The sequence below is a fragment of the Magnetovibrio blakemorei genome (assembly GCF_001746755.1).
Classification (GTDB): Bacteria; Pseudomonadota; Alphaproteobacteria; order Rhodospirillales; family Magnetovibrionaceae; genus Magnetovibrio; species Magnetovibrio blakemorei.
In genome coordinates, this window is record NZ_MCGG01000027.1 from 84592 (window position 1) to 102916 (window position 18325).

The window sequence follows — 18325 nt, forward strand, 5'->3', positions numbered from 1 at the left end:
ACCTAGAAATTTATGAGCGACCTGTTCGAAGCCCCTACTCCCAAAGTCAGTGCCGCAAAGGCCACTGCTCCACAGGCTGTTGTCAAAAAACCGACTGCCAAGCCCTCCGCTATTCCCAAAGCGGTCAGCAACGATGCCTACACGGCGGCAGACATCGAAGTCCTGGAAGGCTTGGAGCCTGTGCGCAAGCGCCCCGGCATGTATATCGGTGGTACCGACGAGCGCGCTTATCACCACTTGGCGGCGGAAATCATCGACAACGCCATGGACGAAGCGGTGGCCGGACACGCCAGCCAAATCGACGTCACGTTGGAGCCCGGAAACCGCTTGGTGGTGCGCGACAACGGTCGCGGCATCCCGGTCGATCCGCACCCCAAATTCAAAGACAAATCGGCGCTGGAAGTCATTTTCACCACCCTGCATTCGGGCGGTAAATTCGGCGGCGGTGCGTATGAAACCTCCGGCGGTCTGCACGGCGTCGGCTCTTCTGTGGTGAACGCCCTGTCATCGGAATTGGTGGTCGAAGTCGCCAAAGACAAACAGCTCTATCGCCAAACCTATTCACGTGGCCTGCCCACGTCCCAACTGGAAAGCTTGGGCGCGGTGAACAATCGTCGCGGCACTTTGGTCAGTTTTGTGCCCGATACCGACATTTTCGGCACGCGGGTCAATTTCCGTCCGCACAGCTTGTTTCGCATGGTGCGTTCCAAGGCGTATCTGTACCGTGGCGTAAAAATCCGCTGGTTCTGCGATGAGAGTCTGCTGAGAGATAAAGAAGACAAAGACGTTCCCGAAAAGGCCGAATTGCATTTTCCCGGCGGCTTGGCAGACTACATCGCCAGTTTGCTGAAAGATCGGCGCACCGTCACCCCCTTGTCGTTTGAAGGCAATGCCAATTTCCCCGAAGGCCCCGGCCGGGTGGAATGGGCGGTGGCGTGGCCACTGGATGAAGACGGATTTTTGAATTCGTACTGCAACACCGTGCCCACGCCCCAAGGCGGCACCCATGAATCGGGGCTAAAATCGGCGCTGACCAAGGGCATTAAAGCCTATGCGGATTTGATCGGCGACAAACGCGCCGCCAAGGTCATGGCCGACGACGTGATTGGTGGGGCCTGTGTGATGCTGTCGGCGTTCATCGTCGATCCCCAGTTCCAAGGCCAAACCAAAGATAAGCTGTCCACCGACGCCGCCGCACGGCTGGTGGAAAACGCCGTGCGTGACCGTTTCGACCATTGGCTCAGCAGTGACCCGAAGGTGGCCAAGGTGTTGCTCGACAACGCTGTGGATCGCGCCAACATCCGCACCCGACGCCGCCTGGAAATGGAAACCAAGCGCAAGTCCGCGACCAAAAAATTGCGCCTGCCCGGCAAACTGTCCGATTGCAGCCAAACGTCGGCGCTGGGCACGGAACTGTTCATCGTCGAAGGCGACAGCGCCGGCGGCTCCGCCAAACAAGCGCGCAACCGCAAAAACCAAGCGATCTTGCCGTTACGCGGCAAAATCCTCAACGTCGCCTCGGCAACCTTGGACAAACTGAAAGCCAACCAGGAATTGTCCGATTTGGGCGAAGCCCTGGGGTGCGGCACCCGCAAAGCCTACCAAGACGAAGCGCTGCGCTACGAAAAAATCATCATCATGACCGATGCCGATGTGGACGGCGCGCACATTGCCTCCTTATTGATGACGTTCTTCTTTAGGGAAATGCCGAAACTCATTGAAAATGGTCATCTTTACATCGCCATGCCACCCTTGTATCGCATTGCCCAAGGGGCCAAAGTGATGTACGCGCGCGATGACGAACACAAAGAAGAATTGATGAAATCCGAGTTCAAGGGCCGCGGCAAAATCGAAATCAGTCGTTTCAAAGGCTTGGGCGAAATGCCACCGGCGCAGCTCAAAGAAACCACCATGAACCCCGAAAAACGCATCTTGTTGCGGGTCACGGTACCTAAGGGTCATGGCGCGGAAGAATGGGATGACATGCACGACACCGAAGAACTGGTCGAAAGCCTGATGGGCAAAAAGCCTGAATTGCGTTATGCATACATCCAGGAACACGCCCAGTTTGTGGAAGACATCGACGTGTAAGCCCACCTTCGAACAGGCCCCCCCTATGCTTTATCAGGTCCTCCTCAAGCACGCTGAACCATTTGCCTTGGACCTGGATAAAAAGCCCTGGTTCATTTCGGTGCGCGCCCAAGTCATTTTGGGGTTTGTGGCCTTGGGTCTGGGCAAAGGCGGCTTGTTCATCTCGACGTTTTTCATCGCCATGGCTTGGTCGGAAACGGGCTGGACGCTCTACGCCGTTGTGAGTTCTGTGATCACTGTGCTGGTGTTAATCTTTGCTTATATTGCCGTCTTGGCGCGCATCGAGGCGCGTATCACCCCTGAATCTGATAAGGTTCATTTAATCAAGCGCATACCCTTTCACCGAACCGAGCACACCGTTCCGCTTTCGCACTACCAAGGCATCGAGCTAACGTCCCGCACCCTGCCCGACCAACGGCTCGTTCACACCGTCATGCTGACCCACCAAGACGCCAATCTCAGTGTCCCCTTATGGCAACGCCGCCAACCGGAACCACCTATGGAAATCTGTGCAACATTTGCAGCCACCTTGAAGGTCGGGAATTTAACCACTCCCCCTCGTAACCCCCTAAATTGATTGCATAATTACAATCTTGAGTATAACCTAGTCCTAAGAGGGTAGACACAATCACGCGGCCTAGAAAAGGCGGTCGGATCATGACCTCGCAGATACAATCACCAGATTCAATCCCTCCGGTTCCACATCTAAGTGCCTCGGAATCCGATGGGCTGGTTGCCTTGAGTGCGTTTCGTCTTTGGCGTTTTTTGGCGTTTCTCATCGTCACCGGCCTGCTCTTGGTATCCATGATCATCTATAGCGCCGAAACGGGGTTGCGCATGTCCCAGCGCTACACCCCGCTGATTGACGCAGCCATGGAAATCAAGCTGGAAGCCGCCTTGGGACATTTGTTGCTCGAAGAAACCCTCCACAAGGAACGTCCAGGCCGCCTTGAAGATGTTTTGACCCACCTCAATCAAGCCGATTGGTATGCCCTGGCCATGCTGGAGGGAGGGACGAATGCGGAAGGCACCTTCATCCCCTTAGATGATCCCTTGCTGCGTCAATACATCGTAGATGTCCGCCACGAACTTGTGCTGTTTAAGGAGGACATAAAATTACACTGGCGCAATACAATGATCCTCCAAACAAAATCCGAGACGGATAAAGTGTTCGATGCAACCTTCAATTCGTTTATCGAAAAAGCCGATATCGTTGAAACACACTTGCAACAGCTCATCAAACAAGCCGAACGGCGTTTTATCGTGGTGCAAATCATCTTGGCGGTGGGAGCGATGGGCGTCGTCATGTGGCTTGGTTTGTTGTTTAGACGCTTTATCAAAGCGCAAAATCGGGCCTTAGAGCTGCTGCAAAGTGAAATCCAACGCCGTCTCCTGATCGAACAGACCTTGCGCGAACAGGCCACCACAGACACCCTAACCGGGTTGCTCAATCGCCGCAGCATGTTGGAGATTTTGCAAGACGAACTGAACCGCGCGCATCGTTTAGGTTCACCGTTTTCCGTCGTTATGTTCGATATCGATCTTTTTAAGGCCGTTAACGACACCTTTGGTCACGAAGCGGGCGACACGGTGCTGACCACCATCGCAACCCGGGTCACATCGCGGTTACGGGACGTTGATTCCTTTGCAAGATGGGGCGGTGAAGAGTTTCTCTTGTTACTGCCGGGAACGGATCTTCAGGGTGCACTGGCGCTGGCCGAAACGTGCCGTGAAATCATCGCCGATAGCCCGATGCCAGGGGTTGGCGTGGTCACGGCAAGCTTTGGGGTTGCCGACTATAGGCATGAAAAAAGCGTCACAGCCTTGATCCGTCGTGCGGATAGCGCCCTTTACGACGCCAAAAACAAGGGCCGAAACCGTGTTGAGGCTTCGATTACAGACGCTTCGCCCGCTGCGCTTTAACTTTGGCCAGACTTAATGGCAACAGTTCTACCGCCAAAACGCCGCAGAGTATCAACGCCCCACCGCTGATTTCCAATGCCCCTAAATGTTCCCCCAGGATCACCGCCCCTGCCAAGGCGGCAAACACCGTTTCGGCGCTGAGAATGACCGAAGCATCCGGGGCCGGCGTATGACGTTGGGCCACCACTTGCAGGGTAAAGCCCACCCCAACCGAAACAACACCCGTGAACACCACCATCGGCGCACTGGCCCACAATCCATCCACCGTCAAGGTTTCGGTCATCCCACCCCACAAAAGCCCCAGAATGCCGCACACGATAAACTGTATGCACGCAACGGTGAGCGGCATCTGAGTGCGCTTGGACACGTAACCGACCAACAAAATGTGAGTGGCCCAAAACAACGCCCCGGCAATCACCCACGCATCCCCGTCGCTGATGTCGTCCAGAACTCCGCCCGACATCAAATACGCCCCGCCCAGGCACGCCGCAGCGGCTGGCCAGATGGCCGGATGGGGCGTCTGGCGAAGCACAAAAAAGGCTAAGATCGGCGTCAGAGGCACATACAATGCGGTCAAAAACCCGGCGTTGGCCACGGTTGTGGCGGCGATGCCAAACTGCTGCAACAAAGCACCCAGAAACAAGGCCGAGCCCGTCATCACCACCCACGGCAGAACGGAGCGCTCAAGCGCCGCAGCTCCATCTGCGTGCCGGGTGTGCTGTTCTTTTAAGGCAAATGGCAGCACCACCAGTGCCCCCAGAACAAAGCGAATGCCCGTAAACAACACCGGTCCGATATGTTCCATGGCCATTTGCTGAATGGAAAACGTCACGCCCCAGATGAGGGCTGCCAGCAACAACAACAGATTGGCGTGCAAACGGCGCATAGAACGTTTCCGCAACAAGAGTTGGTCAGCCAGAACATCGAAAAACATCTCTGTCTACGCTGAATGAGGTGTTGCAGCATGTACGCTGAAGCCATAGAGTTTACAAGGGCGTACATCGTACCAAACACGCTGCAACAGTATGGACTTCCCCCGCATGCCTGATGACAACACGCCATTGCTCAAAGTCGAAGACATCCACAAAAGCTTCGGCGGTCAAGACGTGTTGAAAGGTATCTCCGTCAACGCAAATCGTGGTGATGTGATTTCCATACTGGGGTCCAGCGGATCAGGCAAAAGCACGTTTTTGCGCTGTATCAACTATCTGGAACATCCAGACATTGGCCGCGTCTCCATCGCGGGTGAAGAAATCCGCACCAAAAAGGACAAAAGCGGCAGCCTGGTTCCGGCCGACCCAAAACAGTTGGCGCGGTTGCGCGCGCGCATCGGATTTGTTTTCCAATCGTTCAATTTATGGCCGCATCTCAATGTCTTGCAGAACGTTATTGAAGCACCGATGCAGGTTCTGAAACTCAGCAGGAAAGACGCCACCGAGCGCGCCGAGGTGATCTTGGCGCGGGTCGGTCTGGCGGACCGCATGCACCATTTCCCTGCGCACTTGTCCGGTGGTCAGCAACAACGTGCCGCCATTGCACGAACCTTGGCGATGGAACCGGAAGTGATTTTGTTTGACGAGCCAACTTCTGCCTTAGACCCCGAGTTGGTCAGCGAAGTGTTGGCGGTGATTGGATCGCTGGCTGAAGAAGGCCGCACCATGCTGATCGTCACCCACGAAATGGGATTTGCCCGCGAAGTGTCCACCTGGACCATGTTTCTGCATCAGGGAAAGGTTGAAGAACAAGGTCCGCCTGACAAAATATTCAAAAATGCGGATTCAGAACGCGTCCGCCAGTTTATGGCCAGCCACCTCCATTAACGGCGGCACCGCACGCAAACACTGGAGCACCCAAAATGAGTTTTTTACGTACTTTCACAGGCCTGGCTTTCAAAGGTATGGCCATCGCAACCCTGAGCGTTATTGCGCTCACCGCGACAGCCTATGCAGCGGACAAACTGCGCATCGGCACCGAAGGCGCTTACCCTCCGTTCAATCTGGTTGACAGCAACGGCGAACTTCAAGGCTTTGATGTCGATATCGCCAAGGCGCTGTGCGCCAGCATGAAGGCCGAATGCACCTTCGTCAAACAAGACTGGGACGGCATGATTCCGGCGCTCAACAAGCGCAAATTTGACGCCATTGTGGCGTCCATGTCGATCACCGAAGAACGCCAGAAAGCCGTCGATTTTTCGGAACGCTACTACACCAACAAGCTTCAATTCGTGGGCAAAAAAGGCATGGACGTCGATATTTCGGCGGCGGGCCTCAAGGGCAAAGTGATCGGCGCGCAACGTGCCACCATCAGCGGCCAATGGCTGGAACAAAATCGTGCGGATGCCGACATCAAACTCTACGACACCCAAGAAAACGCCTATTTGGATTTGGCGTCAGGGCGTCTTGACGCCATTTTGGCCGATGCGTTTGTCAACTACGAATGGCTGAATTCCGATGCAGGCAATGCGTTTGAAGCCAAGGGCGACCCGGTTTTTGACGGGGATTTGATCGGCATCGCCATCCGCAAGGGCGAAGACGATTTGCGCATAAAACTCAACAAAGCCATCAAAGACATCGTCGCTGACGGCACCTACGGCAAAATCAACGCCAAATACTTTCCGTTCTCCATCTATTAAGCGACCACCAAACCGACGGGGCTGATTGCCCTGTCGGTTTTGGGGTGGTGTTAGGGGCCGCATGATTGATCTCCAAGGCTTTGGCGCATTGTTGTTTGCGGGCACTCAGGTGACCTTGCAGCTGGCGCTGGCCGCGTTGGTGGTGGGGTTAATCCTTGGTCTGTTGGGGGCGACGGCGAAGCTGTCCGAACATGCCCCCGTCCGGCTGTTGGGCAATGGCTATTCGACCTTGGTGCGCGGGTTGCCTGAATTTTTGGTGGTGTTGACGTTTTATTTTGGCGCGACCGATATCTTGATGGCCGTGGCCTCCACCCTTTTTGGCTATGACGGCTACATCGAAGTTAGCGCCTTTGCTGCGGGCACAACGGCGCTGGGCTTTATCTTTGGCGCTTATGCGTCAGAACTGTTTCGCGGCGCCATCATTTCCATTCCCGGCGGACAGGCCGAAGCGGCCCGCGCACTCGGCATGACCAAACGCCAGACGTTTTTTCGCATCACCCTGCCCCAGGTTTGGCGCATCGCCCTGCCGGGCTTGGGCAATTTGTTTATGATTTTGATGAAGGACACGGCCTTGATTTCGGTCGTCGGCTTGGAAGAGTTGATGCGCGTCACCGCGTTTGCGGTCGGACGCACCAAAGAACCGTTTACCCTTTACCTCACCGCCGCGGTTATTTATCTGCTGCTGACCTCCATCGCCAGCCTGGGTCTGCGCTATCTGGAAAAACGCGCCGCGTTGGGCGTGCGGGAGGCCTTGTCATGACCTGGGTAGCCTTCCTGGAGATGTTGCCCAAATTGGCCAGTGGTGCGGTTCTGACCCTTGAGCTGTTGTTTCTGTCGGCGTGCGTGGGGCTTTTTCTGGCGGTTCCATTGGCCTTGGCGCGGGTGTCGAAACGGTGGTGGCTGAGTCTGATTCCGCGCACCTACATCTTCTTTTTTCGCGGCACCCCTTTGTTGGTGCAGCTGTTCTTGGTCTACTATGGTCTGGGCCAATTCGAAGCGGTGCGCGAAAGTTTCGTCTGGCCGGTGTTGCGCGATGCGTTTTGGTGCGCGGCGATCACCTTCAGCCTGCACACAGCGGCTTATATCTCGGAAATTTTGCGCGGCGCCATTCAAGCCGTACCGGTCGGCGAAATCGAGGCCGCACGTGCCATCGGCATGCGCTTCCACCAAGTCTACATCAGCGTCATCTTACCGCGCGCCTTTCGCATGGCGCTGCCGGCATACGGCAATGAAATCATTTTGATGCTGAAGGCCAGCGCCTTGGCCAGCACCATCACGCTGATGGACTTAACGGGCACGGCAAAAACCATATCTTCGATCAACTATATGCCTGTGGAAACCTTCGTCACGGCCGGGGCATTCTATTTGGCGATCACCTATGTGTTGACGCACGTCATCCGCTTTTTGGAGCGCCATCTCCACCCCGATCGCAAAGAACCGGTCATGATTGTGGGCTAAACGGGCTCCTCAGCCCCCACGACACGCGCTGTAGCATTTTGTACGGCCACCGTCTTTTTTGAACACCACGTACATGTTGTCCGACGTCGGCAAGGTGTAGGTGAGCCCGTAATGCGCCGTAAACCCGGCTTTTTCGCCCATTTTTTTCAATGATTTTGGGGTGAAGTAGTTCAGGTGATCGGGATAGCGAAAGCCACACCACTTGGACCCCATGACCATACGGTTGAGGGATGCATAATTGGGCACTTTGACGATTGCCACGCCGCCGGGCTTCAACACCCGGTGCACTTCGCCGAGCACCGCCAAGGGGTGCATTTCGTGTTCCAGGTAGGAGCGCAAGGTGGCGGCGCTAAAAAAACCGTCGCCAAAGGACTTCAGGCCATCCAAAGTCGGTGCATTGACGCACGCCCCGCCGCTGGCACTGAACAGCATGTCCGCAGCCTTGGCCAGTTCGGTTGAAATCTCAATGCCAAACGGCACAAACGCGGGCGACATATCATTCATCTGCGCTCCGTCACCACAACCCAAATCAATCACCGGACCGGGCTGGGCCCAGGTTTCGACCATGATGGGCATTTGTTTGCGCGGCAACAGATGCATGCGCATGCGCGTCAGCTTGCTGGCTTTATAGGTTACCGGGCGCAATTCGGCGCGACGCTGTTCTTCGATTTTGGTGGTGGTTTCCCAGCTGAGTTCCGCAAACAGCTTGGCGTAATCGGGGCCCTTGTCGATGTAGACAAAACCGCAGTCAGCACATTCACGGATGGTCCAAACATCGTAGCTGTATTCAACTTCAAGCTGGTCATCATTGTTGCGACCACACAACGGGCAGTCTCTGTGCAGCACCTGAACCGTGCCGAGATTCTTTGAATGGACTTCAAAGGGTTCCATGCTCAAGAAAGCCCTGCTGCTTCGTCAAAGCCAAACATAATGTTCAAGTTTTGCACACACGACCCCGACGCCCCTTTGCCCAAGTTGTCGAGCAACGCCATCACGACGGCTTGGTCACCCTCTGCATTGGCGAACACGAACAACCGCAAGTCGTTTGTGCCGTTGGCGTCTTCGGCTTGAAGCTGGGTCAGCTTGGCACTGTCGTCCAGGGCGGCAACTTTGACAAAGGTCGACCCGGCATAGTGCGCCGCCAACACGTGGTGCACATCTTTGGCAGACGGCTTTGCGGGCAAGTCGGCCAATTGCAGTGGAACTTGCACCAGCATGCCCTGGGCAAAGCGTCCGACACTGGGCACAAACAAAGGCCGCTTGGCGAGACCGCTGTGGAGCTGAATTTCCGGCACGTGTTTATGCGCCAAGCCCAAACCGTAAACAAAGTACGGGGCCTGGGTGTAGCCCGCCGAGGCTGGGTCTTCAAAATTGGCGATCAATTGCTTGCCGCCACCGCTGTAGCCGGAAATCGCATTGATCGAGACGCCCAGGTCTGCTGGCACCAAGCCAGCGCTGACCAACGGGTTGAGCACTGAAATGGAGGCCACCGCATAACAGCCCGGATTGCTGACCCGCTTGGACGCGGCAATTTTGGCCCTTTGCCCGGCATTTAACTCGGCAAAGCCATAGGCCCAGCCCGCATCGACACGGTACGCCGTGCTGGCGTCAATCACCTTCACGTGCGGATTTTCGATCATCGCCACGGCCTCGCGGGCGGCATCGTCGGGCAGGCATAAAATGGCCAAGTCCACACTGTTGAGCATGTCACGGCGCGCACTCGCATCTTTGCGGTTTTGTTCCGAAAGACTAATGATTTCAATGTCGTTCCGGTTTTCCAGTCGGCTACGGATTTGCAGTCCCGTTGTACCCACTTCACCGTCAATAAAAATACGCGCGCTCATCACTATACCCCAACGTTATGCTTATCCGTCCAAGACGCCACTACTGCGACATTTCAGTGTCTTGATTAACGGACACCGGTTCCTTACGCAATGCCTACCTAACCAGTATACCAAATAGTATGGCGCTTATATTTGAAATCGAACATATTAAATACACATTGCTTTCGTAATATATTTGCCTTAAATAAATACGACTAAGACCCGCGCAAATGCGTGTAAATCGTGTGAAATTTTAATGTTAAAATTGAAATAATATGTAGCGTGTCCGTTTTATGCATCTACATATAATTGTGTACCATGGGGAGCGGCGCCGCATGAATATGAATTTGAAAAAGACGACCCTACAGCGACGAATTGGTGTGGTTGGTCTGTCCGCACTGTTCGTCTCTCAAGTTCTATTGGCGCCAGTTCTATTGGTGCCTGTGCTCTCAAAATCGGCTTTGGCCAACGAAAGCTTGTTGGGTGGTCGTGCGTTCTCCCCTCCCGGCGAGACCATTCCCATGGGCGATGATTGGGACGCCAAAGGCATCACCCACACCACCAATACTGAAGTTGATTTGGCGGTGGCGCTGGATCAACAACTTTACCCTGCCATGGGTCCGATGGTTGAGGCCTTCGCCAAAGAGCGCGGTGTGAAAATTGCAGTGCAAGATGGAACATGCGGCGTTTCAGCAGGCGTTCTGGCGAACAAAACCGCCGATATGGGCGGGTTCTGTTGTGCGCCCAGTGTCACCGACCGATTGCCAGGGCTTACCTATCATACCGTCGGCATTGGCGCATTGGCGCTGATCACCCATCCGTCAAACCCGGTCAACTCGGTATCCTTAAACGAGGCACGCGCTCTTTTTGGCAATAACATCCGCGATTGGAGCGAACTGCCCATGAGTGGAATGAAACTTGGTGACTCGGAAAAGGTTCGTGCTGTTACGCGATTGCATTGTAAAATTCGCCCCGGTCACTGGCGGCTGATTTTAGACACGGAACAACAGTTTGGCTGGAACATTACTGAAGTCAGCGCCATCAAGGATATGATTTCACAAGTGTCGTCCACGCCGGGCTCCATCGGCTATGAAACCTTGTGGCACATCGACCAGAAAGGCCTGCAAGAGAGCCGCCCGCTTAAGACGCTGTTGGTTAACGATACAGACCCCAGAGACTTGAGCGCCGTTGCCACGGGCAAATACCCGCTTTATCGCGTCTTCAACATCACCAGCTGGGGAAGCGGTCCGGCACACACAAAGCTCGGTACGGAATTGGCCGCTTATCTGGTTGAGCATGCCTCACAAATGGAGGCAAAATTCGCCATTGTCCCGGCCCAAGATCTTCGCAAAAACGGATGGATATTCGAAGGTGACGAACTGATTGGCGAGCCCAAGTAACCCGATAAAGGCCTAATAAAGGAAAGTGCAAATTAGCCGGTTACAAGACACATCTTTAATCTTTCGCATACTGCTGATGGCGGTCACCTCAGCGGTTGCCATCTGGCTTGCGCTTGATCAATATCACACCAATGCGCTCTCCAAAATCTACGAAGAAGATTTTACGGCCCGCCTTCATGATCAGGCGCAGCGTGATCGCATGCGCTTTAACGACGCCGTGCGCCAACAGTATCAGACCTCACACCTCATCGCCGATACGGCCAAAATGCAGCAAACCATTCAGGTCCTCATCGCCAATTCCGGAAATTGGAACGATGCCGAGGCCTCTTTTGACCTGCCCGATGGAAACGATGCCTCTTGGCTGCCGGATCGCGCCATCTTGCGCAACACCCATATTCCTGATTTTTTGCTGTTGCTGGACCCGCAATTGCGGGTGCGCAAGCGGTTCAGCCCTTATCATGCAACCCTACCCGACGTGTACATCCGCCCAAGCCAGTTGTTGATTGAAAAGAGCCTCCACCAAACCCTTATGAGCGAACAGGCCGGAGTGCCCAGTCTCATATCGACCGCCAAAGTATTTGGCCCAACGGGCGATTTATTGGGCTATGTGATGGCCATTTCTGAGATCAATTCAGAATTATTGCTGGCCAGTCAAAAAACCTTTTTGGCCACGGACAACATCGTCGTCATTGCCTTGGGCAGGCCCGAAGTGGTTATCGCCAGTTCCGACGAAGCGCAAATTAAACTGGGCACGCCGATGGCGCAGTTGTCGGAACGTTTCATCGTGACCGGCAATACGTTTTTTGATTATGGCTCATCGGAAATCCAAACCAACTTTCTCAGCCTTATTCCGCGGGCACGCTTTAAGGCCCTGATGGAACCGGTCATAAGCCAAGACCGCCAACAACGCGCCCTATTGGCGGCACTGTTGATTGGATTGCTGATCCTGACTTTGACTTATTTGATGCGGCGCATCGGTGTGTTGACGACTAAAGTTGCACTTTTCTCGGAGCACCTGTTTGGCCGTTCTGCACCCAGCCAAGTGTCCGACGGCGATGAATTGCACAAGATGGAACAGCAATTCAATCATCTGACACAAGAAATCATCGCGTCGCGCGATGCGCTTAAAGAACAAACCCGGCTGAAAGTGGAAGCCATTCTTCAACGCGCCCAAGCGGAAACGGACTTTGAACGGCTGAATATTTTGATGGCCGTCACAGACGCCTTGGGCGTGGGTGTTTTGAAAATTGTAAATCAAGAAACAATCGCAAAAACCGCCGTTATGCAGCGCTTTCTTGATGATTGCGGCGGTGCAAAAACCTTTTTGCAAGCCACGCCTGGGGTTGATCTTGAGGTCGAAGACGCTCATCATAACCAGCGCACTTTTGAAATCATTCGCGCCGACACCATCGGTAAAGACTTGATGCTCGTCACAGACGTCACCGAACGACGGCAACAAGACCGCGTCATCCACGATCTAGCCCTTTTCCCACAACAAAACCCCAGCCCGGTCATCCGCATATCTAAAAAAGGCACATTGCTCAACGCCAATCCGGCCAGTCAGAGCTTGATGGAAGATTGGAACGTAGCAGAAGGCGACCTCGTGCCTGCACACATTCGTAAAGTGGTTCTGCGTACTTTAGATGACCACGAAAACTTTCATCAAGACGTGGTGATCGGTGAAAGCATCTTCACCATTGTCTTTAGCCCTTCGCCGGATGGTGAATACGTCAACGGTTACGGCATGGACATCACAAGCCTCAAAGTTGCAGAAATGGCTTTGAAAAACGCCAATGATGTCCTTGAGCAACGGGTTAACAACCGCACCCGAGAAATGAAACGTTCCGAAAGCAACCTCAAAAATGCCCAGCGCATCGCGCACCTGGGCAGTTGGAGCCACAACCTGCAAACGGGTGACTCGTACTGGTCGGAAGAGCATTATCGGATTTTGGGTCTGGTTCCCGATTCCGTTCCGCCATCGCTTGAAACGTTCTTCGACACCGTTCATCCCGACGATTTATCGTATGTTGAAAGCTCCATTCGTGAAGCCATGGCCGATTTGCATGATTACGTTTTGGAATACCGGGTTGTTCACCCCAATGGTGCCATCCGCATGATCGAGGAGTTGGGTCAGGTCACCACCGATAGCTTTGGTCGGCTGCTGGAATTGTCAGGATCTCTCCTCGACATTACAGAGCGCAAAAAAGTTGAAACCGAGCTGCGCATCGCCAAGGAACATGCTGAAATGGCCTCTCGCGCCAAAAGCTCATTCCTGGCCAACATGTCCCATGAACTGCGCACACCGTTGAATGCCATCATTGGCTTTTCCGATTTGATGACCAATGAAATCTTAGGGCCCGTCAGCAACCCGCAATATATGTCGTACTTGAAAGACATTCACGACAGCGGCCAGCATCTGCTCAGCGTCATCAATGACGTGCTGGATGTGTCGAAGATTGAAGCTGGCAAATTTACCATCGACACACAAGATGTGCACCTCAGTGAATTGCTTGAAAAGGCTTACCGTTTCACCGCTGGTCAAGCCCAGGCCGCAGGCGTGCGGCTGAAGATGGACTTTGACGACAATCTGCCTTTGATCAAAGCCGATCCGCGCAAAAGTCTGCAATTGCTGCTCAATATTCTCTCCAATGCAACCAAGTTCACGCCGGAGGGGGGAACCATCACCGTTGAGACGACCCTGGAAATCACGCATGTCCGGGTCAAAGTCACCGACACCGGCATCGGCATGACACCTCGCGAAGTGGCCCGCGCCCTTCAGCCCTTTGAACAAATCGATACCCGCCTTGAACGGCGCTACGAAGGCACTGGATTGGGGTTGTATTTATCGAAAATGTTTGCTAAACACGGCAACGGGAACCTCGAAATTTCATCAATCAAGGGCAAAGGCACCATCATTTCGATCACCTTCCCGCTTGCGGATTTACACATCCACAAGCCCTTAACGCCCCCCCAAATTCCTCATGATGTTGAGAGCAACCACAGCTAACCAAGGCTTTGGGGGGTGAAATTTACGATATCGTCACCGCCCCTCCCTCAATGTCTTATGTCTGACAATTGTCGGGCGGTTTTCACACGCTTCCCTTTCGCCTAATAGCAAAACTCCACAAAATCAATTCCTTACAGATTTGGCATAACAATTGCTGGAAAGCTGTTGAATATGCTAACTTTCGTTATGTAGCCGACATACATAACGCAGACGAGGACAAGATTTTGACCCATGCGGATGTAGAAGCCGCCCTGACGTTTTTGGTACAGGGCACGTCGAAGGTCGGGGCGGACCGCATTGCCCTGCTGCACGCGATCGGTCAAACGGGATCTTTGACCAAAGCCGCAAAGAACTTAGGGCTCAGCTACAAAGGGGCCTGGGACGCGGTCAAAACCATGAACAACATGCTGCCAAGCCCCGTGGTCATCACCCAGGCAGGCGGCAAGTACGGCGGGGAAAGTATCCTCACCGAAGATGGTCGGCGGATGATTTCCGCGTTTCACCACCTCCAATCTGAACTGGAGCGCTTTACCGCACAACTGTGCCAGGGCGGGGCGCAAACATTTGAAGACAAAATCCCCCTACTGGAAGGACTGTTCATGAGGACGAGCGCCCGAAACATGCTGCGCGGAACGGTAAGCGCCGTCATCCCCGGAGCTGTGAATGCCGAAATACACCTCAAAGTGTCCGATCAGGTGGAACTGGTGGCCATCGTCACCGAACCCAGCGTCATTGATTTGGACTTGCATGTGGGTGGCAATGCCATCGCGCTTATCAAGTCCAGCTTTGTGATTTTGGCACTGGATCAACCGGGTTTGCGGCTTTCGGCACGCAATCAAATCAAAGGCATTGTCTCCCATGTTGAAGACGGAGCCGTAAACGCGGAAGTTGCCGTTGACATCGGTCAGGACAAAACCATCACCGCCATCGTCACCCGACAAAGTGTTCAAGTGCTGGATCTTAAACCGGGTTGTGCCGTGGTGTGCTGCGTCAAAGCTTCCCACATCATTTTGGCTGTAGAGTAAAGATCATGAAAAAAATATTCCCGATCATCGCTCTCATCTCGATTTGTCTCCCCTTTGCGTTGTCGGCCCATGCCGACACCACCAACGTGGCGGTCGCCGCCAATTTCACCGCCGCCGCGAAGGACATCGAAAAAGCCTTCAAGTCCGCCACCGGGCACGATGTGGTGCTGAGCTTCGGTTCCACCGGCAAGCTGTATGCGCAAATCATCAAAGGTGCACCGTTCGACGCGATCCTTGCAGCCGATGCAGCGCGCCCAATTAAATTGGAAGCGGACGGGCAAGCGGTGGCGAACACACGCTTCACCTTTGCGTTCGGCCAAATCGTCTTGTGGTCGCCGCAGGACGGCGTAGATGTACGGTCTCTGCTCTCTACGGGGAACTACAACAAGTTGGCCATCGCCAATCCCAAAACTGCGCCCTATGGTGCCGCCGCCCAGGAAGCCCTGGAAAAAATGAATTTGATGAAAATGGCCCAGGGCAAACTGGTTCAAGGCGACAGCATTGCCCAGACCCATCAATTCGTGTCCACCGGCGCAGCAGACTTGGGCTTTGTCGCCTTGGCTCAGGTGGCTCTGGATGGGTCCGGATCAAAATGGGCCGTGCCCTCAGATCTCTACGCCCCCATCGCACAGCAGGCTATTTTATTGAACAAAGGCACAAACAATCCAGCTACGATCGCATTTCTCGACTTCCTCAAAAGCTCAGAGGCCATAACAATCATCAAATCTTATGGTTACGGAGTTGAAAACTAAGCTATGGGACAAGCGGTAGAACTCACCCTCAAACTCGCCGCAGTGACGACGATCATTTTATTGATCGTCGCCACCCCGCTGGCGTGGTGGCTGGCCCGGTCCAAGTCTTGGGGTAAAGAAATCGTCGGTACTTTGGTGGCATTGCCGTTGGTTCTGCCCCCCACCGTGTTGGGGTTTTATTTGCTGTTGATGCTCAGCCCCGACGGCCCCATCGGCGCCCCCGTAAAGGCTGTGTTCGGCACCACCTTACCGTTCACCTTCACCGGTTTGGTGGTGGGTTCGGTGATCTATTCGCTGCCGTTTATGGTTCAACCCGTGCGCAATGCCTTTGAAGCCTTAGGGGACCGCCCCTTGGAGGTCGCAGCAACCTTGCGCGCCAGCCCGTGGGATGCGTTTGTGTCCGTCGCCCTGCCCCTGGCGCGCCCCGGTTACCTGACCGGAACCGTGCTGGCTTTTGCCCACACCGTTGGCGAGTTTGGCGTCATCTTAATGCTGGGCGGCAACATTCCCGGAGAAACCAAAGTGTTGTCGGTGGCCATTTATGACCATGTGGAATCCCTGGAATATGCCCAAGCGCATATCCTGTCGGGGGGCATGGTGGTGGGCGCGTTTGTCTTGATTTTGCTCATGACCTTGGGGCAAAAACGATGGGAGCGGAGGATCAAATGAGTTCCTCAATCGGCATCGACGCGTACTTCGCCGGCCCCATAGGCGATTTTAAACTCAAAGCCGCCTTTCATGTGCCCGCCACCGGAGTCACCGCGCTGTTTGGACCGTCAGGCTGTGGCAAGACCACGGTGTTGCGGTGCTTGGCCGGACTGATGCGCATGCCCGGCAGTTCCCTGCGCTTCAACCGCGACGTCTGGCAATTTGAAAACCGCTTTGTGCCCCCGCATAAACGGCCTATTGGCTATGTGTTTCAAGAAGCCAGCCTGTTTGCCCATCTCTCGGTTCGCCAAAATTTGCTGTTTGGGGCCAAGCGGGCATTTAAAGACAGCTCCGCCCCCGCTGTTGTCGGCGTGGCTTTTGACGAATTGGTGGATTTGTTGGGTATTGAAGCGTTGTTGGCGCGCGCCCCCAACAAGCTGTCGGGCGGTGAACGTCAACGCGTCGCCATTGGCCGGGCCTTATTATCAAGGCCCAAATTGTTGCTCATGGACGAGCCGCTGGCCGCCTTAGACACCGCCAACAAAGACGAAATTTTACCCTATTTGGAAAAGCTTCACGCTCATCTGGCCATTCCGGTCGTGTATGTCAGTCATGACATGGCCGAGGTCGAACGCCTGGCCGATCATATGATCTTGATGGATCAAGGCCGGGTCCACGCCGCTGGGCCGCTGGACAGTCTGGTGGCGGATTTAACGCTCCCGTTGGCGGGCAGCAAACAAGCCGCAGCGCTCTTGGATGCACGCATCGAAGCCTATGACACCGATTACGACCTCAGCCACTTGTCCGTGCCGGGCGGTCAGTTGCTGATACCGGGGCATTTGGGTCTGAAGGGTCAACGTCGCCGCGTGCAAATCGCCGCCACCGACGTGTCCATTGCCCTCACCCACACCACCGACAGTTCCATCAACAACGTCTTGGCGGCGCGCATCATCGACATGAAACCGATCACACAGAGCCAGCTCAACGTCTCTTTGAAATTGGGTCACGATGGGAGCGGTGGACGTATCTTGTCGCGGGTGACGCGCAAATCGTGGGATCGCCTCAACCTGCACATCAACGCCCACGTTTACGTCCAGCTCAAATCCTTAGCCATGGTGGGCGGCGTTTATGAAGGGGCGCACGTTCCGGAAGACAAGGCCTGAAGACGGGCCTGAAGACGGGGCTAAACGGTTGATGGCGGGACGACAATGTTTTGAGGAAAATGAAGGGTGACCGTCGTTCCCTTGTCAGGTTCGCTCTCAACATGCAGGTCGCCCCCTAACAACTCCATGATTTTACGGCTTAAGGAAAGCCCCAGACCGGTTCCCTGATAACGCCTTGATAGAGAATTCCCATGGATCTGCTTAAACGGCATAAGCGCCACCTCGACTTGATCTTTGGTCATGCCGATCCCTGTGTCGGAAATTGTGATGGTGTGGCCGAAGGCGTCACGGGAATTGCGCATGACAACATGACCGCAGTCCGTGAATTTTATGGCGTTGTTGAGCAAATTGATCAAAACCTGTTTGGTGCGCACGGAATCCACATTTAAAAATGGCAAGTTGC

General features: G+C 54.5%; 17 protein-coding genes. 13 read left to right on the forward strand and 4 right to left on the reverse strand.

What is annotated here, in order from left to right:
- Positions 1–12: 12 nt before the first annotated feature.
- From parE to BEN30_RS09680, 3 genes are all read left to right on the forward strand, one after another.
- Entirely contained in the window at positions 13–2091 is a 2079-nt protein-coding gene (gene parE, locus BEN30_RS09670; RefSeq protein WP_084005337.1) for a DNA topoisomerase IV subunit B, read from the forward strand.
- A 25-nt stretch (positions 2092–2116) separates the two neighbouring features.
- The gene (locus tag BEN30_RS09675) at positions 2117–2668 is read left to right on the forward strand and encodes a hypothetical protein (RefSeq protein WP_069958137.1); all 552 of its coding nucleotides are present in this window, start codon (positions 2117–2119) and stop codon (positions 2666–2668) included.
- 161 nt (positions 2669–2829) lie between these two features.
- Positions 2830–4014 carry a GGDEF domain-containing protein gene (locus BEN30_RS09680; RefSeq protein ID WP_170827015.1) on the forward strand — a complete coding sequence of 395 codons (1185 nt, stop codon included), beginning with the start codon at positions 2830–2832 and terminating at the stop codon, positions 4012–4014.
- Here the strand turns inward: BEN30_RS09680 and BEN30_RS09685 are convergent.
- Positions 3986–4900 (reverse strand): DMT family transporter, encoded by a 915-nt coding sequence (locus BEN30_RS09685; RefSeq protein WP_069958162.1) that lies wholly within the window; start codon positions 4898–4900, stop codon positions 3986–3988. The genes BEN30_RS09680 and BEN30_RS09685 overlap by 29 nt on opposite strands.
- 154 nt (positions 4901–5054) lie before the next feature.
- Between BEN30_RS09685 and BEN30_RS09690 the strand changes: the two genes are divergently transcribed.
- The 4 genes from BEN30_RS09690 (at position 5055) to BEN30_RS09705 (ending at position 8104) form a co-directional block, all read left to right on the forward strand.
- Positions 5055–5834 carry an ABC transporter ATP-binding protein gene (locus BEN30_RS09690; protein WP_069958139.1) on the forward strand — a complete coding sequence of 260 codons (780 nt, stop codon included), beginning with the start codon at positions 5055–5057 and terminating at the stop codon, positions 5832–5834.
- 35 nt (positions 5835–5869) lie between these two features.
- Complete coding sequence (locus tag BEN30_RS09695) at positions 5870–6646, forward strand: ABC transporter substrate-binding protein (protein WP_069958140.1); 777 nt, start codon at positions 5870–5872, stop codon at positions 6644–6646.
- 61 nt (positions 6647–6707) lie between these two features.
- Positions 6708–7406 (forward strand): ABC transporter permease, encoded by a 699-nt coding sequence (locus BEN30_RS09700; protein ID WP_069958141.1) that lies wholly within the window; start codon positions 6708–6710, stop codon positions 7404–7406.
- Positions 7403–8104 carry an ABC transporter permease gene (locus BEN30_RS09705; protein ID WP_069958142.1) on the forward strand — a complete coding sequence of 234 codons (702 nt, stop codon included), beginning with the start codon at positions 7403–7405 and terminating at the stop codon, positions 8102–8104. Before BEN30_RS09700 ends, BEN30_RS09705 begins: the two co-directional genes overlap by 4 nt.
- Before the next feature lie 9 nt (positions 8105–8113).
- Here BEN30_RS09705 and BEN30_RS09710 read toward each other — a convergent pair whose 3' ends face one another.
- Together BEN30_RS09710 and argC are read right to left on the reverse strand one after the other, a co-directional pair.
- Positions 8114–8995, reverse strand: a complete 882-nt coding sequence (locus BEN30_RS09710) for a class I SAM-dependent methyltransferase (RefSeq protein WP_069958143.1) — start codon at positions 8993–8995, stop codon at positions 8114–8116.
- A 2-nt stretch (positions 8996–8997) separates the two neighbouring features.
- Positions 8998–9948: an N-acetyl-gamma-glutamyl-phosphate reductase gene (argC, locus tag BEN30_RS09715; RefSeq protein WP_069958144.1), complete on the reverse strand. Its 951-nt coding sequence runs from the start codon at positions 9946–9948 to the stop codon at positions 8998–9000.
- A gap of 314 nt (positions 9949–10262) precedes the next feature.
- Here argC and BEN30_RS09720 point away from each other — a divergent pair, with 314 nt between their 5' ends.
- The 6 genes from BEN30_RS09720 (at position 10263) to modC (ending at position 17922) form a co-directional block, all read left to right on the forward strand.
- Entirely contained in the window at positions 10263–11327 is a 1065-nt protein-coding gene (locus tag BEN30_RS09720) for a PstS family phosphate ABC transporter substrate-binding protein (RefSeq protein ID WP_139134954.1), read from the forward strand.
- A gap of 76 nt (positions 11328–11403) precedes the next feature.
- Complete coding sequence (locus tag BEN30_RS09725) at positions 11404–14334, forward strand: sensor histidine kinase (RefSeq protein WP_069958146.1); 2931 nt, start codon at positions 11404–11406, stop codon at positions 14332–14334.
- 224 nt (positions 14335–14558) lie between these two features.
- Positions 14559–15359, forward strand: a complete 801-nt coding sequence (locus tag BEN30_RS09730) for a TOBE domain-containing protein (protein ID WP_069958147.1) — start codon at positions 14559–14561, stop codon at positions 15357–15359.
- A 5-nt stretch (positions 15360–15364) separates the two neighbouring features.
- On the forward strand, positions 15365–16111 hold the full coding sequence (modA, locus tag BEN30_RS09735; protein ID WP_069958148.1) for a molybdate ABC transporter substrate-binding protein: 747 nt from the start codon (positions 15365–15367) through the stop codon (positions 16109–16111).
- A gap of 3 nt (positions 16112–16114) precedes the next feature.
- Complete coding sequence (modB, locus tag BEN30_RS09740; RefSeq protein ID WP_069958149.1) at positions 16115–16780, forward strand: molybdate ABC transporter permease subunit; 666 nt, start codon at positions 16115–16117, stop codon at positions 16778–16780.
- On the forward strand, positions 16777–17922 hold the full coding sequence (gene modC, locus BEN30_RS09745) for a molybdenum ABC transporter ATP-binding protein (RefSeq protein ID WP_069958163.1): 1146 nt from the start codon (positions 16777–16779) through the stop codon (positions 17920–17922). Before modB ends, modC begins: the two co-directional genes overlap by 4 nt.
- Before the next feature lie 20 nt (positions 17923–17942).
- Here the strand turns inward: modC and BEN30_RS09750 are convergent.
- On the reverse strand, positions 17943–18325 hold a 383-nt coding region (locus tag BEN30_RS09750; RefSeq protein WP_245649035.1), incomplete at its 5' end, for an ATP-binding protein.